Origin of the sequence: Delftia sp. DT-2 (genome assembly GCF_028401915.1) — a bacterium.
Lineage (GTDB): Bacteria > Pseudomonadota > Gammaproteobacteria > Burkholderiales > Burkholderiaceae_C > Comamonas > Comamonas tsuruhatensis.
This window is the reverse complement of record NZ_JAQOTI010000005.1, coordinates 337,968-360,660: the sequence shown is the minus strand read 5'-3', so window position 1 is coordinate 360,660 and position 22,693 is coordinate 337,968. Positions and strand designations below refer to the sequence as shown.

At 67.1% G+C, this 22,693-nt stretch carries 16 protein-coding genes; 6 read left to right on the top strand and 10 right to left on the bottom strand.

From position 1 onward, the window contains the following. Positions 1-453: 453 nt before the first annotated feature. On the bottom strand, positions 454-681 hold the full coding sequence (locus tag PO605_RS11165) for a hypothetical protein (protein ID WP_151019911.1): 228 nt from the start codon (positions 679-681) through the stop codon (positions 454-456). Between the two features lie 417 nt (positions 682-1,098). Between PO605_RS11165 and PO605_RS11160 the strand changes: the two genes are divergently transcribed. Continuing rightward, positions 1,099-1,878, top strand: a complete 780-nt coding sequence (locus PO605_RS11160) for a hypothetical protein (RefSeq protein ID WP_227468592.1) — start codon at positions 1,099-1,101, stop codon at positions 1,876-1,878. A 326-nt stretch (positions 1,879-2,204) separates the two neighbouring features. Here the strand turns inward: PO605_RS11160 and PO605_RS11155 are convergent, their stop codons facing one another. After that, positions 2,205-3,143 carry a DMT family transporter gene (locus tag PO605_RS11155; RefSeq protein ID WP_047472161.1) on the bottom strand — a complete coding sequence of 313 codons (939 nt, stop codon included), beginning with the start codon at positions 3,141-3,143 and terminating at the stop codon, positions 2,205-2,207. A 145-nt stretch (positions 3,144-3,288) separates the two neighbouring features. Here PO605_RS11155 and PO605_RS11150 point away from each other — a divergent pair, with 145 nt between their 5' ends. Continuing rightward, complete coding sequence (locus PO605_RS11150; protein WP_047472162.1) at positions 3,289-4,230, top strand: LysR family transcriptional regulator; 942 nt, start codon at positions 3,289-3,291, stop codon at positions 4,228-4,230. Here PO605_RS11150 and PO605_RS11145 read toward each other — a convergent pair. Genes PO605_RS11145 through PO605_RS11135 form a run of 3 tightly spaced genes read right to left on the bottom strand, consistent with a single transcriptional unit; the run spans position 4,227 to position 7,511 of the window. After that, positions 4,227-5,792 (bottom strand): PhnE/PtxC family ABC transporter permease, encoded by a 1,566-nt coding sequence (locus PO605_RS11145; RefSeq protein WP_016452889.1) that lies wholly within the window; start codon positions 5,790-5,792, stop codon positions 4,227-4,229. The genes PO605_RS11150 and PO605_RS11145 overlap by 4 nt on opposite strands. After that, entirely contained in the window at positions 5,783-6,607 is an 825-nt protein-coding gene (locus tag PO605_RS11140; protein WP_272206497.1) for a phosphonate ABC transporter ATP-binding protein, read from the bottom strand. The genes PO605_RS11145 and PO605_RS11140 overlap by 10 nt, the downstream gene beginning before the upstream one ends. A gap of 19 nt (positions 6,608-6,626) precedes the next feature. Continuing rightward, positions 6,627-7,511, bottom strand: coding sequence for a putative selenate ABC transporter substrate-binding protein (locus tag PO605_RS11135; protein ID WP_047473856.1), 885 nt, complete (start codon positions 7,509-7,511; stop codon positions 6,627-6,629). A gap of 586 nt (positions 7,512-8,097) precedes the next feature. Between PO605_RS11135 and lldP the strand changes: the two genes are divergently transcribed. From lldP to dld, 4 genes are all read left to right on the top strand, one after another. After that, positions 8,098-9,801: an L-lactate permease gene (lldP, locus tag PO605_RS11130; RefSeq protein ID WP_047473857.1), complete on the top strand. Its 1,704-nt coding sequence runs from the start codon at positions 8,098-8,100 to the stop codon at positions 9,799-9,801. Between the two features lie 199 nt (positions 9,802-10,000). After that, complete coding sequence (gene lldR / locus PO605_RS11125; RefSeq protein ID WP_016446781.1) at positions 10,001-10,807, top strand: transcriptional regulator LldR; 807 nt, start codon at positions 10,001-10,003, stop codon at positions 10,805-10,807. Positions 10,808-10,817: 10 nt separating this feature from the next. Beyond that, positions 10,818-11,957 (top strand): FMN-dependent L-lactate dehydrogenase LldD, encoded by a 1,140-nt coding sequence (lldD, locus tag PO605_RS11120; RefSeq protein WP_016446782.1) that lies wholly within the window; start codon positions 10,818-10,820, stop codon positions 11,955-11,957. Next, positions 11,954-13,717, top strand: a complete 1,764-nt coding sequence (dld, locus tag PO605_RS11115; RefSeq protein ID WP_272206496.1) for a D-lactate dehydrogenase — start codon at positions 11,954-11,956, stop codon at positions 13,715-13,717. The genes lldD and dld overlap by 4 nt, the downstream gene beginning before the upstream one ends. 199 nt (positions 13,718-13,916) lie before the next feature. Here the strand turns inward: dld and PO605_RS11110 are convergent, their stop codons facing one another. The 5 genes from PO605_RS11110 to PO605_RS11090 form a co-directional block, all read right to left on the bottom strand. Further along, on the bottom strand, positions 13,917-15,470 hold the full coding sequence (locus PO605_RS11110) for a S41 family peptidase (RefSeq protein ID WP_047470444.1): 1,554 nt from the start codon (positions 15,468-15,470) through the stop codon (positions 13,917-13,919). 162 nt (positions 15,471-15,632) lie between these two features. Continuing rightward, positions 15,633-17,141, bottom strand: a complete 1,509-nt coding sequence (locus PO605_RS11105; RefSeq protein ID WP_272206495.1) for an aldehyde dehydrogenase family protein — start codon at positions 17,139-17,141, stop codon at positions 15,633-15,635. 42 nt (positions 17,142-17,183) lie between these two features. Further along, positions 17,184-18,065 carry a transporter gene (locus PO605_RS11100; protein WP_047468941.1) on the bottom strand — a complete coding sequence of 294 codons (882 nt, stop codon included), beginning with the start codon at positions 18,063-18,065 and terminating at the stop codon, positions 17,184-17,186. Between the two features lie 117 nt (positions 18,066-18,182). Next, positions 18,183-20,306, bottom strand: coding sequence for a PQQ-dependent dehydrogenase, methanol/ethanol family (locus PO605_RS11095; protein WP_047468940.1), 2,124 nt, complete (start codon positions 20,304-20,306; stop codon positions 18,183-18,185). Between the two features lie 142 nt (positions 20,307-20,448). After that, positions 20,449-22,668: a TonB-dependent receptor domain-containing protein gene (locus tag PO605_RS11090; protein WP_272206494.1), complete on the bottom strand. Its 2,220-nt coding sequence runs from the start codon at positions 22,666-22,668 to the stop codon at positions 20,449-20,451. Positions 22,669-22,693 lie beyond the last annotated feature (25 nt).

Genomic DNA, 22,693 nt, shown 5'->3' with positions numbered 1-22,693 from the left:
TTGTCCAGCATCATGGCGGCGAGCAAGAGGGCAAGGGCGGCGGCGCCGCGCAGCACGCGGCCTCAGACGGGGAGATTTCGCTTCAGGCAGAACATGGACGGGCCTTTATAAGTATTGGCTTTGCCTGGAAGCCGGTGGTCACCAAGAAGGTTCAGAGATTTCAACGGTTTCTATGGCTGGCTCAGATTGTCCTGGTGTTCCCGCAACGCAGTCTTGGGGTGTCAGCTTTCAGTTATTTCCACCAGCCGGCCGCCAGCACTGCTGCCATGGTGCTGGCCATGCCGGCCCATTGCGTGGCCCATGGCCCGACGGTGAAGCGGGTCAGGTCTACCAGCAATATCATGGCCGGATAGATAAAGGAAAGTGCGGCAGGCTGGATCGGGCACGCACCGCATCCGGCACGCGAAGTATCCGTGCCGCCCCTCTGCGTAGAGATCGTGCGTAGAGCCACATTCAGCGGGAGAGCAAGATGAAGAGATGCACGTGGGAGGGCATGGTGAAATGTGCATACGGTACAAGGCGCTTGCCATAACCTCGTCGCCCCGGGAAATCAGTTGTCCTATTGTTGTGCCCGGCGAACTGAGGCAGTGCACCACCATATTTGCGGCAGATGCCCATGTCATTGGCTGGCCTGAAAGTGAGATGTTGTATCTCTTCGTCGATCGCACCGATCGTATTCATAGAGAATCTCTTTCGTCAACATGACCTCAACATGACCATCTCCATGAGGGACGTGAGATGCATGGTCGTGCCATTCGCCCTCGATACCCCCACTTCGCCTTTGGTAAGGAAACGATGAGTGAATGGGGCTTGCATTGCATTCGTGCTTGTGGCACCCACAGTCAAGGCTATAGATTGTATTGTGGTGAGTGAGTGCTTATTTTGCATGTTGGATAATTATTGGCTTGCTAACTGTTTGTCCAGGGAAAAAATGGGGGTTTGCAAAAATCTTCATACCGAGTTAGGCTTGTCGCCTCGACGCAGTTGAGAAAAATACGACAGAGCAATGATGCTTGTTCGGTGTCTTAAGTGAGTGTGCCAAATAATTTTTGAAACTCAGTGGGAATGGTATATGGGAAAATATACTGATCGCATGAAATGAAAGGAGTTGAAAAAATAAAATTAAGTCGGTGTGGTTTTAAAATTATTGTACTTGAGGAGATTTCCGTAATGAAGATTGCATATGTTGGTTGTGCGGTAGTTTTTGCTTCTTTCTTGTCGTCGAATGCATTGGCGGAAGGGTGGATCGGTTCCACTTCCAATACCTATACCGATGGCGCTCACATAGAAGGATGGGCGTGTAATCCGGCAACGCCTGGCGTTTCCGGATGGGTTCACTTCTGGAGCGGTAGTGCAGATAATAAATTCCTAGGTGCTTTGCATGCAAATATCCCACGCGAGCAGGCGGTAGGAAATATATGCGGAGACTCCGGTGTGCACGGTTTCAGTGGAACTCTGGATGTGCCATATGCCGAACGTGACGGGAAAAGGCATAAAATCGTAGCCTACTTCATCAACGAAAATGGACAGCCACCGTTGTTGCTGCAAAACCATGCCTATATGTGGCTGGATGGCGGATATACGTTGCAGACAAGAACTGAGTGTAATGGAGCCAATCCTGCGCCGGGGCATTGGGTCAAGAAAGCTGTTGGCGGAAAGTGCACACTGCACAGTAGTGTAGGCGGTATCACGTGGGCTCTGAACACGACACATGCCTTCATCAGCAATGCGCCCTCGGGTTACCAGCTTGAGGCCTGTGAGCCAGGTCCTGCCGGATGGACGACTCTGAGCACAAACCCCTCATCCTCCAATTGCATGAGGATTGATCCTTATGCGAACATTGTTACCAGCCCCAGCTACATCATCAAGAAAAATTGATGATTGACAGTTTCCGGTTGATCTGGTTTCCTTAAAATCCGTGGTAACTTCAGGATCTTGGGGTAAAGACCTTTGTCTCTGATCCTGCAGTTACTCTATTGCACGAATTTTGCAGGGTGCATGCTATTCCGCACGGTAAATTTGAACTCTCTCGTCTATTTTGAGAATCCGCTATTGGGGTAGTGGATTTCTCTTGACGAGGATGATGGTTTTGGGGTTTTGATGTCGATCATGTTTTTCCGATCAGGCCGAAAACGATTCTGATCCTGCTCCGGAAAACCTGGGCGTTCGCACCAGATTACGTTCGGCTTGGTTGCGCTGGACCGTTAGGACTGGCCCGTGAGCCGGTGCCCCAGCACCGCCACCACAATGCAGCCCATCCCGACCCACTGCGCCGCCGACGGCACGGCGCCAAACCAGACCAGATCCACCAGCAAGGCCATGGCGGGGTAGACGAAGGACAGTGCCGCAATGGCGGGCGCCGGCAGCCGCTGGAATGCGGCATACATCACCGTGTACATGAAGGCCGTATGGACCAGTCCCAGGGTCAGCACCATGGAGGCGGCGCGCGCTGACAGCAATTGAGGGCTGGCTGCGGCGATATGGGTGAGCAGCGGCAGGGCCCACAGGCTCAGCACCAGTCCGCCCGCCAGCATCTGCAGCATGGCGATCTGGGCCGAGGGCATGTGGCCCAGGCGGCGCGTGGCCACCGTGGTGCCTGCGTAGAGAGCGGCGGCCAGCAGGGCCAGGGCCACGCCTATCCAGGCGCCTGTTCCAGCATGCGATGCATCCATGCCATCCAGCCCGACCAGGCCGCTGCTCAGCGCCACCCCCAACAGGGCCAGCAGCAGCCAGGGCAGCTTGCGGCGTTCGACGGGCTCGCCCTGCAGCGCCGAAAGAGCCAGCAGCATGAAGGGCTGCACGTGGTAGACCACGGTGGCCACGGCGATGGAGCTGTAGTGGTAGGCGCTGAAGAGGGCGACCCAGTTGAGCACCAGGGCGATGCCGCCGCCAGCCAGCCACAGCCATTCACGGCCTTGAGGGGCGACCCATTCGCGCCGCCAGGCCAGCCACAGGCCCAGGCCCAGTGCGCCCAGCACGCACCGGGCGAATACGACCAGCAGCGGCGGCAGCGCGCTTTCCACGACCAGCAGGCCGATGGTGCCCGACAGCGCCATGGCCAGCAGCATGCGCCAGGTGCCGCCCTGGCTGGCTCGGGGCCGCGTGGTTGAGGTTGCAGATGTGAGGCTGGGGCTGTGGGACATGGTGTGGATTCCTGGGCGCGCTTCGGTATGGAGCGCATGGCCATATCTTGCGGACCCTGCAATCAATCAACAATCTACCAGTCATTCAAATTATTATTGCCTGACATGCAACAAAGACCGGAGTAGCGCCTTGCCCGATACCGCCATGCCCCTGGATGAAATGCTGGTCTTCGCCCGCGTGGTGGAGCACCAGAGCTTTGCGGGCGCGGCCCGGCAATTGGGGCTGACGACTTCGGCCGTGAGCCGCAGCGTGGGGCGGCTGGAGGCGCATTTCGGGCTGCGGCTGCTGCAGCGCACCACGCGCTCGCTGTCGCTGACCGAGGCGGGGGCAGAGATCCATCAGGCCTGCCTGCGGCTGGTGGAGGATGCCCAGGCCGTGCAGGCGCTGGCCGGCCAGTTGCGCCAGCAGCCGCGCGGGCTGCTGAAGATCAGCGCGCCGGCCGTGCTGGGCGATCTCTGGCTGTCACCGCTGCTGCCGGGCTTTTGCGCGCGCTGGCCCGAGGTGCAGGTGCAGGTGGACATGACGGACCGCATGGTGGACCTGGTGGCCGAGGGGCTGGACCTGGGCCTGCGCATCAGCGTGCCGGGCCAGATCGCGCCGGGGCTGGTGGCGCGGCCGCTCAAGACCATCCGCTATGTGCTGGTCTCCACACCCGGCTACCTGGCGCGGCATGAGGCCATCGGTGCGCCTGAGCAGTTGCTGGCGCATCCCTTCATCAGCCTGGGCTACGGCCAGTTCCAGAACGAGGTCGAATTGCGTCCGCAGCGCGCTGGGCACCAGCCGGCTGCGCCCGCTACGCGTCTGCTGGTGAATACGCCCATCACCATTGCCAGCAGCCTGGGCATCATCCAGGCGCTGCAGCAGGGGCCAGGCATCGGCGTGGTAGCGGACTTTGCGGCGCAGGCGGCGCTGCAGGCCGGGCAGCTGGCGCCCGTGCTGCCGGGCTGGGCGCTGTGCGGCAAGTACGCGCCGCGCGTGGTGCATGCGGTCTATGCGCCCACGCGCCATGTGCCGCTGAAGCTGCGGGCGCTGATCGACTACCTGGTCGAGGTGGAGGGTGACGGCGCCGCGGCCCCCGCCACCTAACCCATGCGCCTGCGCAGCGCCGCGCTGGCCCAGTCCACGGCCACGGACAGCGCCAGCATGGCGATGATGACGGTGCTGGCCTGGGCGTAGTGGAACAGCGACAGCTCGAAGTACAGCAACTGCCCCAGCCCGCCCGCGCCCACGAAGCCCAGGATGGCGGCCATGCGGATGTTCATCTCCCAGCGGTACAGCGTATAGGCCAGCAACTGCGGCGCGGCGCCGGGCAGCGTCGCGTAGAGGAAGGCCATGGCACGGCCGCTGCCGGACAGGCGCAGCGCTTGGGTGGGGGCGGCGGGCTGGTTCTGCAGGGCCTCGGCATACAGGCGCCCCAGCACGCCGGCCGTGTGCAGCGCCAGCGCCAGCGCGCCTGCGAACGGGCCCAGGCCCACGGCCAGGGCGGTGATGGTGGCCCAGACCAGCTCGGGCACGGAGCGCAGCACGTTGAGCACCAGGCTCCAGGGGGCGCGCCAGCGCGGCAGCGCCAGCAGCAGGCCCAGCACGGCCGCCAGCAGGGTGCCGACCACGGAAATGGCCAGCGTCTCCCACACGCCCACGGCCACCTTGCGCAGCCATTCGGCGCTGGTGTCGGGCGGGAAGAAGCTGATGACGAATTCCAGCATGGACCGGCCCGCCGCGCCGGTGAACAGCGAGGGCAGGTCCATCTCCAGCATGGCAAAGCTGGCGGCCACGCCCAGCGCCAGGGCGGCGCAGGCGAGGGCGCTGCGCCAGCCCCAGGCGCTGGCACGCGCGGCGGGTGGCGTGTCCAGCGCGCGGCGCAGGCCACGCGAGAGCAGGTCGGCGCCCCAGACCAGCAGCATGAAGGTCAGCAAGATGGTGCTGGCCTCGCCGCCGTTGAGCATCTTCATGGCCTGGTCCATGAGCTGGCCCAGGCCGCCCGCGCCCACAAAGCCCATGACCACCGAGGCGCGTATGGCGCACTCCCAGCGGTAGACGGTGTACGAGGTCAGCTCGCGCGCGGCCTGGGGCAGCAGGCCGTACAGCATGGCCAGCGGCCGGCGCGCGCCGGCCTGCGCCAGGGCACGCGCGGGTGCGGGGTCGGCCGATTCCAGGATTTCCGCATAGACCTTGGCCAGCATGCCGCCATAGGTCAGGCCCAGGGCCAGCACGCCAGCGGCCGGCCCCAGGCCGAAGACGCGCACGAAGACCAGGGCCCAGACCAGCTCGGGCACGCCGCGCAGGATGGTGAGCAGGCCGCGCGTGACGGGGTTGAGCGCCCGCCGCTCGCGCGCGGCGCCCGTGACCAGGTAGGCCAGCGGCACGGCCAGCACAAAGGCCAGGGCCATGCCGGCCGTGGCAATGGCCAGGGTCTCCAGCGTGGCGCGGCCCAGGTAGCCGAGGAAGTCGCGCCCGGTTTCGGGCGGCAGGAAGGTGGCCAGAAAGCGGCCGATGACCTGCAGGTTGCCGGGATCGAACAGCGCGCCCAGGCTGAAGCCCGCGCCCTGGAACAGCGGCCATAGAACGACAGCGGCCAGCACCAGGGCGCCGAGGCGGCGGGGCGCGGCGGGATCACGCAGCGCGTGCAGATCGGAACTCAACGGCATGCGGATGCGGACAGCGGTGCGGCAAAGGCGGCGGGCGCGGGTGTCCACGCGGGGCGGGAGGGATCATCGCCAGGATGCTCGGACCCATACAGCGCACGCAGGTGTTCCTGCGTGACTTCTGCCGCCGGCAGGTCGAAGGCGATGGCACCATCGCGGATGCCCACGATGCGCGCAAAGCAGGCCAGCGCCAGGTCCACGGCATGCAGGCTGGCCACCAGGGTGGCGCCGCGCGCGGCGGCTTCGTGCACCAGCAGTTGCACGGTGGACAGGGCCAGGGCCGGGTCCAGCGCGGCCACGGGCTCGTCGGCCAGGATCAGCTCGGCCTGCTGGTAGAGCACGCGGGCAATGCCCACGCGCTGCAGTTGCCCGCCCGAGAGCTGGTCGCAGCGCGCGAACAGCTTGTCTGCCAGCTGCACGCGGGCCAGGGCCTCGCGCGCGCCGGCGGTGTCCTGTGGGTACAGCAGCGAGGCCAGCGCCTTCCAGGCCGGCCACCGGCCCAGGCGCCCGGCCAGCACGGCCGTGACCACGCGCTGGCGCGGCGGTATGGGCGGCGCCTGGTGCACCGTGCCGATGCGCGCGCGCAGCAGCCGCGGAGCCCCCGCGCTGGACGCAGGCACCTCGTCGCCCAGCACGCTGCGCCGGCCCTGGCTGGGCGCCAGCGCCGTGCCGATGACGGACAGCAGCGTGGTCTTGCCCGCGCCCGAGGGGCCGATCAGCGCAATGGCCTCGCCCTGGCGTGCGGCCAGCGTCACGCCGCGCAGCGCAATGCCGCCGCCGGCGTGGGTCAGGCCCACGCCTTCCAGTTCAAAGCTCATGGATTGCGCCTGCTGCGGCTTACTTGAGCAGGCCGGCCGACTTGGCGGCAGCCTCGATGCCTTCGTAGTTCGAGGCCTGGGTGGGCACGAAGCGCGCGGCGCGCTGCAGCTCCAGGATGGCCTTGTGCTCGGGCTTGGCCGGGTCCAGCGCCAGGAAGGCGTCGGTCAGCTTCTTGACCAGGGCCGGGTCCAGGTCGCCGCGCACGGTCCAGTTGTAGTCGAAGTAGGGCGGCGTGGTGGCGAACACGCGCACCTTGCTGGTATCGACCTTCTTGCTCTCCACCAGCTTGTCCCAGACCGATGCATTGAGCACGCCGGCCTCGGCCTTGCCTGCGGCCACGAAGGCCACGGTGGCGTCATGCGCGCCGGAGAAGGCCACGGTCTTGAAGTCCTTCTCGGGGTCGATGCCGTCCTGCTGCAGGAAAAAGCGCGGCATCAGGCTGCCCGAGGTGGACGAGGGCGCGCCAAAGGCAAAGCTCTTGCCCTTGAGGTCGGCCAGGGTCTTGATGGCGGGGTTGGCCGTGATGAACTTGGAGGTGAACCTGGCGTCTTCCTCGCGCTGCACGATGGGGATGGCCGTGCCGTTGGTGCGGATCTTGGCCTGCACGAAGGTGAAGCCGCCCAGCCAGGCCAGGTCCAGCTTGCGCGTGGCCAGCGACTCGACCACGGCGGCGTAGTCGGTCACGGGCGTGAACACCACCTTCATGCCGGTCTGGGCCGAGAGGTACTTGCCCAGCGGCTCGAACTTGCGCTGCAGCTCGGTGGGAGCTTCATCCGGGATGGCCGAGACGCGCAGCACGGCGGGTTCGGCGGCCAGCGCAGGCAGGCTGGACAGGGAGGAGGCGGCCAGCACGCAGGCAGCCGCCTGGCGCAGCGCCGAGCGGCGCGCAGGAATGTGGTTCATGGATGGGCTCCGTTCAATCAGCCACCGCCGTCCGGATACACGGCGGTTTAATAAGGCGCCCGGGGCTGACCCGGGCGCCGAAGATACAAGGGCGGTACACCGACCGCTGAGGCTGCATTGTAGGGAGCGGGCTTTTCCGTTGGGGACGTCAGGCATGAGCGCCGGACCTGCGGGCACAGCGCTGCCGCCGATCTTTTTCCCGCGAGCGCTGCGTTTGTGCACCGCCTGGGGCCTTGCTTGGCCGGGGACTTGAGCATGCGTTGCACCAAAACATTCATGATTGGTCTGACCAATAAACATCGTGGTGCATTATCTGCACTCTTTTAGGTGTTTACCCTGTTCATCTGCCCACTTGAAAGCTCTGAGAATCGCACCACTTCGCGCAATGGTCTGAATTTTGGCTTAATTGGTTGGACCAATTTTCCAATGGCCCACAAGGCGCCAGCGCGGGGAACACTCCCAGACACCGTTGCAGCCAGCCAGCAGACATCCTGTGCGGATCGCACCGCATGCCAACGCTGCAACGAGAGGGAGTGGCCGACAAGGGGCGCTTACCGCGCCCTCCCCATCATCTAGAGACACGGTCATGCAAACCATCTGGCAGCAGAACTACGATCCCGCCGGGAACATCTGGATCTCGGCGCTGATCGCGCTGATTCCCATCATCTTTTTCTTCCTGGCGCTGACCAGGTTCCGTCTCAAGGGCTACCAGGCTGGCACCGTCACCGTGGCGCTGGCGCTGGGCGTGGCGCTGCTGTTCTACAAGATGCCCGTGAGCGCGGCACTGGCCTCGGCCGTGTACGGCTTCTTCTACGGCCTGTGGCCCATCGCCTGGATCATCGTGGCGGCCGTGTTCCTCTACAAGATCTCGGTCAAGACGGGGCAGTTCGACGTGATCCGCTCGTCCATCCTGTCGGTCACGCCCGACCAGCGGCTGCAGCTCATCCTGGTGGGCTTTTGCTTCGGCGCCTTCCTGGAGGGCGCGGCCGGCTTCGGCGCGCCCGTGGCCATCACTGCCGCGCTGCTGGTGGGCCTGGGCTTCAAGCCGCTGTATGCGGCGGGCCTGTGCCTGATCGCCAACACGGCGCCCGTGGCTTTCGGCGCCATGGGCATTCCCATCATCGTGGCGGGGCAGGTCTCGGGCGTGGATGCATTCGCCATCGGCCAGATGGCCGGCCGCCAGCTGCCCTTCATGACGGTGCTGGTGCTGTTCTGGCTGATGGCCATCATGGACGGCTGGCGCGGCGTCAAGGAAACCTGGCCTGCGGTGCTGGTGGGCGGCGGCTCGTTTGCCCTGGTGCAGTTCCTCACGGCCAACTACATCGGCCCCGAGCTGCCGGACATCACCTCGGCCATCGTCTCGCTGGTGGCGCTGACGCTGTTCCTCAAGGTCTGGCAACCCAAGCGCATCTTCCGTTTCGACACGGAAGGCGAGGGCGGCAAGGCTGCTGCCATTGCGAAGACAGCCAAGGCGGTCAAGGCTCCCGCCGCCGCTTCCGGTGCACCGCTGACGGCCGGTGCCGTCATCAAGGCCTGGTCGCCCTTCATCATCCTCACGGCCATGGTGACGGTCTGGAGCATCAAGCCCTTCAAGGCGCTGTTCGCCGCAGGCGGCCCGCTGGCCTCCACCGTCATCAACATCCCCGTGCCCTTCCTGCACAACCTGGTGGAGAAGACGCCCCCCGTCGTGGCCGCCGCTGCGCCCTACGGCGCGGTCTACACCTTCAACTGGCTGCTGGCCACCGGCACGGCCATCCTGATCGCGGCGCTGATCACCATCACCTTCACGCGCCTGTCGCCGGCCAAGGCCGTGGCCACGCTGGGCGAGACCTTCAGGGAACTGGCCGTGCCGATCTACTCCATCGGCATGGTGCTGGCCTTCGCCTTCGTGGCCAACTACTCGGGCCTGTCGGCCACGCTGGCCCTGGCGCTGGCACACACGGGCCAGGCGTTCACGTTCTTCTCGCCCTTCCTGGGCTGGATCGGCGTGTTCCTCACGGGCTCGGACACTTCGGCCAACGCGCTGTTCGCCGCGCTGCAGGCCACCACGGCGCAGCAGCTGGGCCTGCCCCAGGTGCTCACGGTGGCGGCCAACACCACGGGCGGCGTGACGGGCAAGATGATCTCGCCCCAGTCCATCGCCATTGCCTGCGCGGCCGTGGGCCTGGCAGGGCGCGAGTCGGACCTGTTCCGCTTCACGGTCAAGCACAGCCTGATGTTCGCCGTGATCATCGGGGTGATCACGACGCTGCAAGCCTATGTGTTTACGTGGATGATTCCGGGGTATTGACATGAAACACCCCCTGAGTCGCTGCGCGCCTTCCCCCCGTGGCACGGCGCCTCTCTACCCGCTTCGCGGGGGAGGGGGACGACACCCTCGCGGCGGGGCGGCCCTTGCTCGGTGTCCCTGGCTTGGGCAGTGCGGGTTTCATGCGATGAGGCTGGCGCATAGCGCCGTGAATCACTGAAAACCAATTCTGAGAATCCCCATGCGCGTTGCCGATCAAGTTGTCGAGAAATTGCTTGCCCTGGTGCAGGCCAGCGGAGTGCAGCCCGGACAGCGGCTGCCCGCGGAGCGGCAACTGGCGGCCGAGCTGGGCGTCTCGCGCACCTCGGTGCGCGAGGCGATACAGAAACTCACCAGCCAGGGCGTGCTGGTGGCGCGGCGCGGCGATGGCACCTACCTGCAGGAGCCGGCGCCGGCTGCCGAGCCTGCGGACTGGCTCAAGGACGCCATGCGGCCGCTGGCCGGCCTGATGGAGTCCGACTCCCACTACCGCTACGACGTGCTGGAAACCCGCCACGCGCTGGAGACCAGCACGGCCTGGCTGGCCGCCCAGCGCGCCACGCCGCAGGACAAGGACCATATCCAGCGCTGCTTCGAGGTGATGATCCAGCACCAGCAAAGCGGCCACGCCGAGCTGGCGGCGCGCGCCGACGCGCAGTTCCACCTGGCCATTGCCGAGGCTTCGCACAACCTGGTGCTGGTGCAGGTCATGCACAGCCTGTTCACCGTGGTGCTGTCCACGGTGGAACGCAACCGCCACGACATGTTCCGCCTGAGCGCGCCCCAGACCCTGCAGGAGCTGACCGTGCAGCACCAGAGCCTCATGCAGGCCATCCTGGACGGCGACCCGCAGCGCGCCCGCGAATGCATCGGCGAGCACCTGGAGCATGTGCGCACCACCATCCAGCGCCTGGACGAGGACCGCGCGCGGCGCGAGCGCTCCATGCGGCTGCCTCTGGACGCCGCGCCTGCGCTGCTGCCCACTTCAGACCTGATACGAAAGACATGAGACACCCATCATGATCATCTCCTCTACCTCCGACTACCGTGCGGCGGCGCAAAAGCGCCTGCCGCCTTTCCTGTTCCACTACATCGACGGCGGCGCCTATGCCGAGCAGACGCTGCGCCGCAATGTCGAGGACATGGCCGCCGTGGCGCTGCGCCAGCGCGTGCTCAAGGACATGAGCCGGCTGGACACCAGCATCGAGCTGTTCGGCGAGAAACTGTCCATCCCCGTGGCGCTGTCGCCCGTGGGCCTGACGGGCATGTACCGCCGCCGCGGCGAAGTGCAGGCCGCGCGCGCGGCCGACGCCCATGGCATTCCGTTCACCATGTCCACGGTCTCGGTCTGCCCCATCGAAGAGGTGGCGCCCAGGATCAAGCGCCCCATGTGGTTCCAGCTCTATGTGCTCAAGGACCGGGGCTTCATGCAGAACGCGCTGGAGCGTGCCCAGGCGGCCGGCTGCTCCACCCTGGTCTTCACCGTGGACATGCCCGTGCCCGGCGCGCGCTACCGCGATGCGCATTCGGGCATGAGCGGCCCGAATGCCGCCATGCGCCGCTACTGGCAGTCGGTCACGCATCCGGCCTGGTCCATGGACGTGGGCCTGCTGGGCCGCCCGCATGACCTGGGCAACATCTCGGCCTACCGGGGCAGCCCCACGGGCCTGGCCGACTACATCGGCTGGCTGGGCGCCAACTTCGATCCCTCCATTTCCTGGAAGGACCTCGAATGGATACGCGCCTTTTGGAAGGGGCCCATGGTCATCAAGGGCATCCTGGATCCCGAGGACGCCAAGGACGCGGTGCGCTTTGGCGCCGACGGCATCATCGTCTCCAACCATGGCGGCCGCCAGCTCGACGGCGTGCTGTCCTCGGCCCGCGCGCTGCCGGCCATTGCCGATGCGGTCAAGGGCCAGATCAAGATCCTGGCCGACTCCGGCATCCGCAACGGCCTGGACGTGGTGCGCGCCATCGCCCTGGGCGCCGACTGCGCCATGATCGGCCGCGCTTTCATCTACGCGCTGGCCGCTGCCGGCGAGGCCGGCGTCAAGCACCTGCTGGAGCTGCTGGAAAAGGAGATGCGCGTGGCCATGACGCTGACCAGCGTCAGCAAGGTGGCAGACATCACCGGTGACCTGCTGGTGCGCGAAGCATGAGCGCGCCGTCCATCTCCGCCATGCCCCAGGTGTCCCGCGAAACCCTGCTGCAGCAGCTGCGCCAGGCCGTGGGCGCGGCCCATGTGCTCACCGAAGACCAGGCCACGCGCCGCTTCCGCAAGGGCCACCGCACGGGCGAGGGCCCGGTGCTGGCCGTGGTGCGGCCCGCGACGCTGCTGGAGCAGTGGAAGGTGGTGCAGGCCGCCGTGGCGGCCGGGCGCATCGTCATCATGCAGGCCGCCAACACGGGCCTGACGGGCGGCTCCACGCCCGACGGCGCGGACTACGACCGCGAGATCGTGCTCATCAACACCTTGCGCATCACCGGCGTGCAGGTCATTGGCGGCGGCGCCCAGGTGGTCTGCCTGCCCGGCGCCACGCTGGACCGGCTGGAGCAGGCGCTGGCGCCGCTGGGGCGCGAGCCGCATTCGGTGATCGGCTCGTCGTGCATCGGCGCCTCGGTGCTGGGCGGCATCTGCAACAACTCGGGCGGCGCCCTGGTGCGGCGCGGCCCGGCCTATACCGAACTGGCGCTGTACGCGCGCGTGTGCGGCGACGGCTCGCTGGAACTCGTCAACCACCTGGGCATCGCCCTGGGCCGCACGCCCGAGGAAATCCTCACGCGGCTGCAAAACGGCGACTACACCGAGTCCGACATCGCCCACGATGCGCAGCGCGCCGCCTCCGACCCGCGCTATGCCGATGCCGTGCGCGCCGTGGACGAGGACACGCCCGCGCGCTTCAATGCCGACCCCTCGCGCCTGTTCGAGGCCTCGGGCTCGGCCGGCAAGCTGTGCCTGTTCGCCGTGCGGCTGGACACCTTTCCCAAGGAGCCCAGCACCGTCTTCTATATAGGCAGCAATGCGCCCGACGACCTCACGGCCGTGCGCCGCGAGCTGCTGACCGCGCTGCCGCGCCTGCCGATCGCGGGCGAGTACATCCACCGCACGGCCTACGACATCGGCGAGAAATACGGCAAGGACACCTTCCTGCTGATCGACCGCTTCGGCACGGCCAGGGTGCCGGCCGCCTTCGCCCTCAAGAGCCGCGTGGACGGCTTCTTCGAGCGCTTCGGCCTGCGCGGCGTCACCGACCGCGTGATCCAGGCGCTGACCAACCTGCTGCCCAGCCACCTGCCCGCGCGCATGCGCCAGTGGCGCGACCGCTATGAGCACCACCTGCTGGTGCGCGTGTCCAACGACACGGCCGAGGCCACGCGTGAATTCCTCACGCGGCACTTCAGCGGCAGCACCACGGGCGGCTGGTTCGAGTGCGATGCCGACGAGGGGCGCAAGGCCTTCCTGCACCGCTTCGCCATCGCGGGCGCGGCCATCCGCTACCGCGAGGTGCACCGCGCCCAGGTCGAGGACATCGTGGCCCTGGACGTGGCCCTGCGCCGCAACGACCGCGAATGGGTGGAGCAACTGCCCGCCGAGGTCGAGCGCGACATGGTCCACAAGCTCTACTACGGCCACTTCTTCTGCCATGTCTTCCACCAGGACTACATCGTCAAGAAGGGCGTGGACCCGCTGGCCATGGAGCACCGAATGTGGGAACTGCTGGACGCGCGCCGCGCCGAGTACCCGGCCGAACACAACGTGGGCCACTTGTACGTGGCCAAGCCCGCGCTGGCAGGCTTCTACCGTGAGCTGGACCCCACCAACACCTTCAACCCCGGAATAGGCCACACCTCGCGCAAGCTGGGCTGGGAGGAGTGTTGTGACCGGCCGGGGGGATGGCCCAAGGGGTATTCGGAGTAGGGGCAAGCTGTGTGGGCAGGTACGCCAGGGCCAGCTGGCGCATCACGATCCCCAGCTCTGCCGGGTCGCCATTGGCCAGGATGGCGTTGATGTTCTCGATGGCCATGGGCCATGACCGGATCGCTGCGGTACAGCTCGGCCACGGCGTCGTCATGGGACCTGCTTCGCATCATCCGATTTCCTCAAAGCCTGCCTCTATTCAATCCAGCTGGATGTTTCCTGCCGTGGGCAGGATGCTGTCCAGCACCCAGGCCTGCACGGCGGCGGTGTCGGCGAGGTCGCCGTCGAAGACGAACCGCGGCAGGTAGGGCTTGCCCTCCTTGTCCTGGCGCCCGTGGTTCTTCCAGACCTTGAGGGGGACGCGGAACGTCACTGTGGGCGAAAGTGCCTTGTCGGCCACGTCGGTGTACTGCGTGTCCGTTCCGGTCATGCTGCCCACGTGCACGATGCCCGGAATCTGCAGCGCCGCACTCACGAAATCCAGGCAGGCGCTCTGGCATTGGGCATCCGTGACCAGCACCAGCTTGCCCTTGAAGGGGTTTGCGCGTGCGGCGGCGGTGTCTTGCTGCAACTCCTTGTGCGTTTCATCGACCTGCGGCTGCTCGACAAAATCTTCCCCGCGCGATGCGGCATCGCCCATCAGCGAGGCCATCTGCTGTGTGAACTGGTAGACCAGGCTGCCGGCTCCTTCCGTCCGCAGGAGCTGTGTCCTGCGTTCTTCGAACGCCTCCAGGGCCATGGCGGAGACACGCCAGTAAGCCCTGGCTTGGGAGTGCTGCGTGGCGCCGGCCGTGATGGCATCTGTCAGCAGGGCAATCAGGATGCGGTAGCCGAGCAGGGAGTTGCCCCCGCCATTGCCGCGCACATCGAGCACCACGGCCTGCGCATCTCCTGCCTGCCGGATGCCCTCCAGCATTTTCTCGAAGGCGGCCATGGCCTTCTCGGACGATGGCATGAAGTTGGACGCTTGGATCCACTGCACTCCCGGTCGCACTTCCTTGATGCCCTGGCGCGGTGCCCGGGGCCGCGCCAGGGCACGGGCGTCCTTGTCGTCCAGCGGCTGCCATGCCAGGTTGAAACTCCGGATTTCGCCTGCAGCGGAGCGGGTCGTGCATTGACGCACCCTGAGCGGCTCCCACAGCGGGGCGCTGGGCGATTCGCGGGTCAGGTGCCATGCCAGATCGGACTTCGTTCCCTCCAGGTGCACGAGCCGGTCCACGAAGGGCGCCACTTTGTCGGTGAGCAGATCGTCGATGGGGATGCCGTCGCACGACAGTACCTGCTCCCCCACCTGCGGCGTATCGATCGGCCATTGCGCAGCGCGGCCCGAGACGCGGTAGCGGCCTGCCTGGCGCTGCACGGCCCAGCCCGCCCACGTCGTGCGTACAGGCGTGGCGGCATGGTGGTTGCGCCATACGGCCAGATGGCCGTCCCGGTATCCGGTGGTGTAGAAGCGCAGCGCGGCAAAGGCCTGCTGTTCCGTGGCTGCGCGCCCAGACAGCGCCATGGCCTGGTCGTATCCCTCGCTGAACCACTGGTGGAAAGCACTTGCGCCAGGGTCGAGGACGGCGGGATGTGCCTCCCGGATCATCTGGTGCACTCGCTGGATGTGGGCCACGGCGGTGTGGCTCCAGCGCGCTGCCTCCTGGCGGGCCTGTTCGGGCGTGGGCCTGTCGGCCTTGCCCCCATCCTGCGCCTGGCAGGACCAGGCGATGAAGAGCCATGACAGCCCTGCGATCCATCGACGATCCATGGTCTCCCTCTCCTTCTTTGCCGCACTGCAGGCGGCGTGGCTTGGAAAGCGGGAAATTGTGCAGGGCTGCGCAGTGAAAAGATATCGGAATGATCTGAATCCGTGCTTTCCGACAAGCACCGGCTGCCGGCCGGCAGACAACCTGCAAGCCGGCAGCAGCCCTCACAGATTGATGAACACCGACTTGGTCTCCAGGTAGGCATCCAGCGCGGTGCGGCCCATGTCGCGGCCCATGCCGGACTGCTTGTAGCCGCCGAAGGGCATGCCCGGGTCCAGGGTGCTGTGGCAGTTGACCCAGACCGTGCCGGACTGGATCTTGGGGATCAGCCGGTGGACCTTGGACAGGTTGTTGGACCAGATGCTGGCGCCCAGGCCGTAGGGCGTGTCGTTGGCCCAGGCGGCGACTTCGTCGAGGTCGTCATAGGGCATGGCCACGAGCACGGGGCCGAAGATTTCCTCGCGGGCGACGCGGTGGTCGTGCTGCACGCCGGTCATCACCGTGGGCTGCACGAAGTAGCCGCGCTGGCCTGCGCGGGCGCCGCCCGTCACCACCTCGGCGCCCTGGCTGCGGCCTATGTCGATGTAGCTGCAGACACGCTCCATCTGCTCCTGCGAGACCAGCGGGCCCATCTGTGCGCGGGGGTCCAGGCCATGGCCCAGGGTGAGTTGGGCGGCCTGGTCGGCCACGTCGGCCACCACGCGGTCGAACATGCTCTTGTGCACGTACAGGCGCGAGCCCGCGCAGCAGACCTGGCCGTGGTTGAAGAAGATGGCGTTGGCAGCACCTGCCGCCGCCGTGGCCGGGTCGCAGTCGTCCAGCACGATGACGGGGGACTTGCCGCCCAGCTCCAGCGTGATGCGCGTCATGTTGTCCATGCAGGCATGGCCGATGAGCTTGCCCACCTCGGTCGAGCCCGTGAAGCTGACCTTGTTGACCAGCGGGTGCGAGACAAGGGGCGCACCCGTGCCGGGGCCGTCGCCCGTGACCACGTTGAACACGCCGGGCGGAAAGCCCGCTTCCTGGATCAGCTCGGCCAGCATCAGCGCGGTCAGCGGCGTCTGCTCGGCGGGCTTGAGCACCAGGGTGCAGCCGGCAGCCAGCGCGGGCGCCAGCTTCCAGGTGGCCATGAGCAGGGGGAAGTTCCAGGGCACGACGGCGGCGACCACGCCCACGGGCTCGCGCCGGGTGTAGGTGAACATCTGCGCCTCGGGCGCGAAGGGCACGGAGTGCTCGTGCGTCATGCCTTCGATCTTGGTGGCCCAGCCGGCCATGTAGCGGATGGAGTCGATGGCCATGGCGATGTCCACGGCGCGCGCAATGGCGGCGGACTTGCCGTTGTCCAGCGATTCGACCTCGGCCAGGGCCTGGGCATGGGTCTCCATGAGGTCGGCCAGGCGCAGCATCAGGCGCTCGCGCTCCACGGGGCGCATGCGGCCCCAGGGGCCCAGGTGCAGCGCGCGGTGCGCGGCGCGCACGGCCAGGTCCACGTCGGCCGGGCCGGCGCTGGCGACTTCGGCGATCACGGCCTCGGTGGCCGGGTTGACGGTGGACAGGCGCTGGCCGGTCCGGGCCGCCACCCATTGGCCGTCGATGAAGAGGTCATGCGTGCCCCGGTTGAGGAAGGCGCTGGCGCGTTCGGTGATCTGGTGCTGGATGTCGCTGAGGTTCATGGCGTGCTCCTTGGTGGTGGACAGGGGACAGGGGGTGTGGATTCAGAAAACCTGCAGCAGGCGCAGGTTGATGCGGGCGTTCTCCTTGAAGCCCTGGCGCACATGCAGATCGCGGCCCACGGTGGCCAGCAGCTGCGTCTTCGGCGCGACAAAGACCGCGCCGCCGAAAGAGACCTTGGTGGTGGACTGGCGGTCGCCTTGCGACACGCCGTTGACCTGGGTCTCGCCGCCCGTCAGGTGCGACAGGCCCAGGCGCAGGTCCGAGGTCTCCGACAGGTGGTAGCGCAGCAGGCCCTGGAACTGGAACTGCGCCTTTTGCTTGAGCGTGGCACTGTGGGCGCCGAAGTCGTCGTTCTTGCCGAAGACGGTGACATCGGCCGCCAGGTCCATGGTCACGCGCTTGCCCAGCGGCTTGATCCAGCCGGCCTGCAGGGCCGCCTTCCAGCGGTTCTCGCCCAGGCTCAGCGGGTCGTTGCGGCTGTACTGGCCCGTGGGCAGCCAGACAAAGGGGGTGATGCCGAAGTGCTCCTTGTCGCCGGGCTTGGTCAGCCACAGGGTGGCGGCCAGCATCAGGTCGCCCACGCCGGTGTTGCTGCCCATGGCCGCGATATCGCGCGATGCCGACAGGCGCCCGAAGGGCAGCAGGAACTGCGGGTCGATCACGTAGTCGCCCAGCTTCATGAAGTGCACGCCGCGCGCTATGCCGATGTCCGAGGTCAGCCTCGGCCGTATGGGCGCCTGGTCGCCATTGGCATAGAGGCGGTCGCGCGTGGCGTGCTGGTAATAGACCATGCCCAGCGTGGTGCCGGGCGGCAGGGCGGTGTAGTCGCCCGCGTCGATATCGACGGCGTGGGCGTTGAAGCTGGCGCATGCGGCCATGGCTGCCAGGGCCAGGGATGCGCGGGTGAAGGGCTTGGATGGCATGGCGAAGAGTCCGGTCCGGTGTTTTCAGGCAAAGCCCTGCCCAGGCCTGCTGCAGGACAGCAGGGCCGGGGAGGGGAATGGGAGGTTGGGGGAGGGGAGGAGGGCGGCTCGCGCTGGCTACTTGGGCCGCACCGCGTCGGCCGTGCCCTGGATGAAGGCCTTGATCTTTTCCACGTCTTCCATGCTCAGCTTGCCCGTGAAGTCCGGCATGCCGCGCGACATGGCCGGGCCCTTGAAGATGAACTTGTCCAGGTGCTCGATATAGGCCGGGTCCAGGTAGCCCAGGTTGGGCAGGTTGCCGCCGCGATCCACGCCGGGCACGCCGTGGCAGAAGGCGCAGTTGCTGACGTACAGGGCCGTGCCTTCGGCTATCAGGCTCTTGTCGTAGGGCACGCCCTGCAGCAGCTTGCCCTGCTGGTAGGCGACGAAGGCAGGCGCCTCGGCCTTGCCGTCCAGCGCGAAGGTGTAGACCGTGCCCGGGCCCTTGCGCTCGGTGTGGCGTGCGGCCAGGCCGTAGACGCCGCCCCAGCCCACGGCGATGGAGACGTACTGCCGGCCATCGACCTCATAGGTGATGGGTGCGGCCACCACGCCCGTGCCTGTGGGCTTTTCCCAGAGCTTCTTGCCGTTGCGCGCGTCATAGGCCACGAAGCGGCCGTCGGCCGTGCCCTGGAACACCAGGTTGCCCGCCGTGGCCAGCGTGCCGCCGTTCCAGGGCGAGGCATGCTCCACGCGCCAGCGCTCCTTCTGTGCCACCGGGTCCCAGGCGATCAGGCGGCCGAAGGGCGTGCTCTTGGGCGGCTCCATGTTGACCAGCGTGGCCGTATTCCAGCCGATATTGCTGTGCGGCTCGGGCAGGGAGCCGCCGTTGAACTTCCAGTTCTTGTTGTCCTGCAGGGTCAGCGGCACATGCTGGGCCGGCAGGTAGGCCAGGCCCGTGTCGGGGCTGTAGGACATGGAATGCCAGTTGTGCGCGCCGAAGGGGCTGGGGATCACGTCGCGCGCGCGGTCGCCGCTGCGCGCAATCGGCGTCTCGATGGGCCGGCCCTTGGCGTCGTAGCCGCTGGCCCAGTTCACATCGACGAAGTTCTTGGCCGAGATGAACTGGCCGTTGGTGCGGTCGATGACGAAGAAGAAGCCGTTCTTGGGCGCATGCAGGATGACCTTGCGCGGTTTGCCGCCGATCTTGATGTCGGCCAGCACCATGGGCTGGGTGGAGGTGAAGTCCCAGCTGTCGCCTGGCGTTTCCTGGTAATGCCAGACGTACTCGCCCGTATCGGGGTTCAGCGCCACGATGCTGGCCAGGTACAGGTTGTCGCCACCGGCCGGGCTGCGCTTGGCTTGCGCCCAGGGCGAGCCGTTGCCCGTGCCGATGTACATGAGGTTGAGCTCGGGGTCATAGGCCATGGTGTCCCAGGCCGTGCCGCCGCCACCGGCCTCCCACCACTTGCCGGCCGGGTCCCAGGTCTTGGCGGCGCGGGCCATGGCCTCGTTCTCGAAGGGCTTGGACGGATCGCCTGGCACGGTGAACCAGCGCCATTGCTGGGCACCGGTCTCGGCGTCATAGGCCGTGACATAGCCGCGCACCCCGTACTCGGCGCCGCCGTTGCCGATCAGCACCTTGCCCTTGATGACGCGCGGCGCGCCCGTGATGGTGTACGAGTAGGCGCGGTCGATGATGGTGTCCTGCTCCCAGACCTTCTGGCCCGTGGCCGCGTCCAGCGCCACCAGGCGGCCATCGAAGGCGCCCACATACACCTTGCCCTTGTAGACCGCCACGCCCCGGTTGACCACGTCGCAGCAGCCCTTGAAGCCATTGGCACGGTCCACGCCGGGGTCGTAGCTCCACAGGCGCTTGCCGGTGCGCACGTCCACCGCATGCACCACGCTCCAGCTGGCCGTGACATACATGATTCCATCGACCACCACGGGCGTGGACTCCACGCCGCGCGTGGATTCCAGGTCATACGACCAGACCAGGCCCAGCCGCTTCACATTGGCCGTGTCCAGCTGCCTGAGTTTGGAAAAGCGCGTCTCGCTGTAGTCCATGCCGTAGCTGGGCCAGTCCTTGGAACTGCGCGCGTTGTCGCGGATGCTCTGCGAGTCGATGCGCGAGGTGACGGCGCGTATGTGCTCGGGCGAGCCTTTGCTTGGCAGGCCGGCCTGTGCCAGCGTGGCGCCGGGAAGGGCCAGCGCCAGGCCGGCGGCCAGCAGCGTGGAGGAAAGCACGTGGGTCTTCATGTTGTCTCGTCTCCTGTGTGGTTTGTTTTTGCGTGCATGGCGCTGGGGGCAAGGGCACCATGGGGGAGACGATAAAAAAAGCGGCCTTCGGTCACAACATTCGGACTTTCCCGGGGGCGGATGTGTACCGCCGTGGAACAGCTCAGAACGTCCGGCTGACCGTCACCCCGGCCGATAGCCCGCGTCCGGCACCCGGCTCGAAGTACCGCTGGTTGCCCTCGTTGACGATGACCGACCCTGCAAAGCGCCGGTCGAACACGTTGTCCAGCCGCACAAAGGTCTGGGCGCTCCACTGCTGCCATTGCCGTGACCAGCGCAGGCTGGAGCCCCAGACGGTGTAGCCGGCCGCGCGGTCGGTGTTGCGGTCGTTCACGGCCACGGGGCCGCTGTGCAGCATGTCCACGGTCCAGGTCCATTGCGGCGACAGCTGCCAGGCCAGCTCGCTCCACAGGCGGCGCGGCGCGGTGCCGGCCAGGCGCGCGCCGGCGTCCACCGGCGCGGTGGGCGTGGTGCAGGGCGTGGCCTCGCAGGTCAGGAAGCTGTCGCGGTAGCGGGCTTGCAGCAAGGTCAGGGCGGTGCTGGCCGTGAGCGGCCCCCATTGCGCGTTGCCCGAGAATTCCAGCCCCCGGCGCAGCGTGCGGCCTGCGTTCTGGTAGGTGGCGCGCCCTCCCGTGTTGGACAGTACGGTGAGTTCGCGCTGGGTATGGGTCTCGAACAGCGTGAGGTTCCAGCCCGCGTTGCCATGGCGCCCGCGCAGGCCGACCTCGACGGTGTTGTGGGCGCTGGCGGCCAGGCCGGTGTTCAGGCCGCTGTTCATGCCATTTTGGCCACCGGGCCGGTAGGCCACTTCGTTGAGCGTGGGCGTCTCCATGCCCCGGCCCGCCGATGCGTGGGCCACCAGCTCCGGCAGCAGGTTCACGCGCAGGCCCAGCGAGGGCAGCCAGCCGCGCCAGGCCATGCTGCCGCTGTCGTCGCCATTGCCGGCTGTGATGTAGTGGTCCTCGGACCGGAAGCGCACGCGCGCCTGGCGCAGGCCGGCGCTCAGGCCCAGGCTCTGCGTGCTCCATTCGGCCTGCAGATAGGGGTCGGCGGAGCGCGCCTGGTTGCGTTCGTCGCGGCGCAGCCGGCCCTGCACGCCGAGCTGGCTGCCGATGAAGTTCTCGTAGCCGCGCCGGGTCTCGCCCTGCCAGTCGTAGGCCAGGCCCGCCGACCAGTCCAGCCGGCCGCCGGCCACGTCCTCATGGGTGCTGCGCCAGCGCAGGTTCATGCCCGCGTAGTCGCGGTCCAGGTCGATCACGCCGCCTGAATGCGAGGGCGGCGCCTGCGTGGCCACGGGAATGGACTGGTACTGCAGCACGGAGCGCGTGCCCGCATAGGCCATGAGTTCCAGGCGCTGGCCCGCGCCGAACTGGTGCTGCCAGGCGGCGCCCAACTGGCGCTGGCGCACGCTTTTGCGCGTATTGAAGCGCAGCGCGCTGGCCGTGGTCTGGCCGGGGTCGGCCTCGAACTCGGCGCGTGTCAGGCCCAGCGGGTCCTGGGCGCTGGCGCGCTGCTCCTGGTACTGCAGCAGCCACTGGTCGTCGCCCTGCTTGCGTGACAGCTTCATGTGGGCCGTGCTGCGGTCGGCGGCCGACTGGGGGCGCATGCCGTCGGTGGCGAAGCGCTCGATGTGGATGGCATAGCGCCAGGGGGCGGAGCTGCCATCCGCCTGGTCCGGCTTTCCGCCCCCGATCGTGCCGCGCAGCTGGGTGGACAGCCGCCACAGCCCGTCCGGCCCCATGGCCATGCCGCTGCGCCACAGGCCCGGTTCCTCGCCATCTTCGGTGTACAGCAGCAGCGCACCGCCTGCGCTGTTGCCGTAGAGCACGGCGGCCGGGCCGCGCACCACGTCCAGGCGCGCGGCGTTGCCCAGCGTGAAGTTGGCGGCCTGGCCCTGGCCATCGGGCGCGCCGGCCGGGATGCCGTCCACGTACAGGCGCAGGCCGCGCACGCCAAAGGTGGAGCGCGCACCGAAGCCGCGCACCGAGATCTGCAGGTCCTGGGCGAAGTTCTGGCGGTTCAGCACCACCAGGCCCGGCACGCGCGCCAGGCTCTCGGACAGGTTGACCTGCATCTGCCCCTCGCGCAGCACCGTGCCGTCCACGCTATCGATGGCGGCCGTTGCGCGCCACAGGTCGGGGCCGGCGCCGGGCTGGCTGGCCGTGATGACCACGGGGGCGAGCAGGGCCTCGCTGGAGTCCTGCGCTGCGTCCGCCGCGTGGGCGGGTAGCGCGTGCAGGGCGTGCAGCGTGCAGGCCAGTGCGGCGCCCAGGGTGGGCAGGGCGGGCCGGGGGTGTCTTGTGCTGTGTGGGGAGCGTGTCATTGCGGGCGGGCCTGTGGCGATGCCC

What these genes read in the sequence shown, in the direction of transcription:
- PO605_RS11105 (WP_272206495.1), bottom strand. Translation starts at nt 17,141, where the DNA reads ATGAACCTCAGCGACATCCAGCACCAGATCACCGAACGCGCCAGCGCC.
- PO605_RS11100 (WP_047468941.1), bottom strand. Translation starts at nt 18,065, where the DNA reads ATGCCATCCAAGCCCTTCACCCGCGCATCCCTGGCCCTGGCAGCCATG.
- PO605_RS11145 (WP_016452889.1), bottom strand. Translation starts at nt 5,792, where the DNA reads ATGCCGTTGAGTTCCGATCTGCACGCGCTGCGTGATCCCGCCGCGCCC.
- lldP (WP_047473857.1), top strand. Translation starts at nt 8,098, where the DNA reads ATGCAAACCATCTGGCAGCAGAACTACGATCCCGCCGGGAACATCTGG.
- dld (WP_272206496.1), top strand. Translation starts at nt 11,954, where the DNA reads ATGAGCGCGCCGTCCATCTCCGCCATGCCCCAGGTGTCCCGCGAAACC.
- PO605_RS11155 (WP_047472161.1), bottom strand. Translation starts at nt 3,143, where the DNA reads ATGTCCCACAGCCCCAGCCTCACATCTGCAACCTCAACCACGCGGCCC.
- lldR (WP_016446781.1), top strand. Translation starts at nt 10,001, where the DNA reads ATGCGCGTTGCCGATCAAGTTGTCGAGAAATTGCTTGCCCTGGTGCAG.
- PO605_RS11140 (WP_272206497.1), bottom strand. Translation starts at nt 6,607, where the DNA reads ATGAGCTTTGAACTGGAAGGCGTGGGCCTGACCCACGCCGGCGGCGGC.
- PO605_RS11165 (WP_151019911.1), bottom strand. Translation starts at nt 681, where the DNA reads ATGAATACGATCGGTGCGATCGACGAAGAGATACAACATCTCACTTTC.
- PO605_RS11150 (WP_047472162.1), top strand. Translation starts at nt 3,289, where the DNA reads ATGCCCCTGGATGAAATGCTGGTCTTCGCCCGCGTGGTGGAGCACCAG.
- PO605_RS11090 (WP_272206494.1), bottom strand. Translation starts at nt 22,668, where the DNA reads ATGACACGCTCCCCACACAGCACAAGACACCCCCGGCCCGCCCTGCCC.
- lldD (WP_016446782.1), top strand. Translation starts at nt 10,818, where the DNA reads ATGATCATCTCCTCTACCTCCGACTACCGTGCGGCGGCGCAAAAGCGC.
- PO605_RS11160 (WP_227468592.1), top strand. Translation starts at nt 1,099, where the DNA reads ATGAAAGGAGTTGAAAAAATAAAATTAAGTCGGTGTGGTTTTAAAATT.
- PO605_RS11095 (WP_047468940.1), bottom strand. Translation starts at nt 20,306, where the DNA reads ATGAAGACCCACGTGCTTTCCTCCACGCTGCTGGCCGCCGGCCTGGCG.
- PO605_RS11135 (WP_047473856.1), bottom strand. Translation starts at nt 7,511, where the DNA reads ATGAACCACATTCCTGCGCGCCGCTCGGCGCTGCGCCAGGCGGCTGCC.
- PO605_RS11110 (WP_047470444.1), bottom strand. Translation starts at nt 15,470, where the DNA reads ATGGATCGTCGATGGATCGCAGGGCTGTCATGGCTCTTCATCGCCTGG.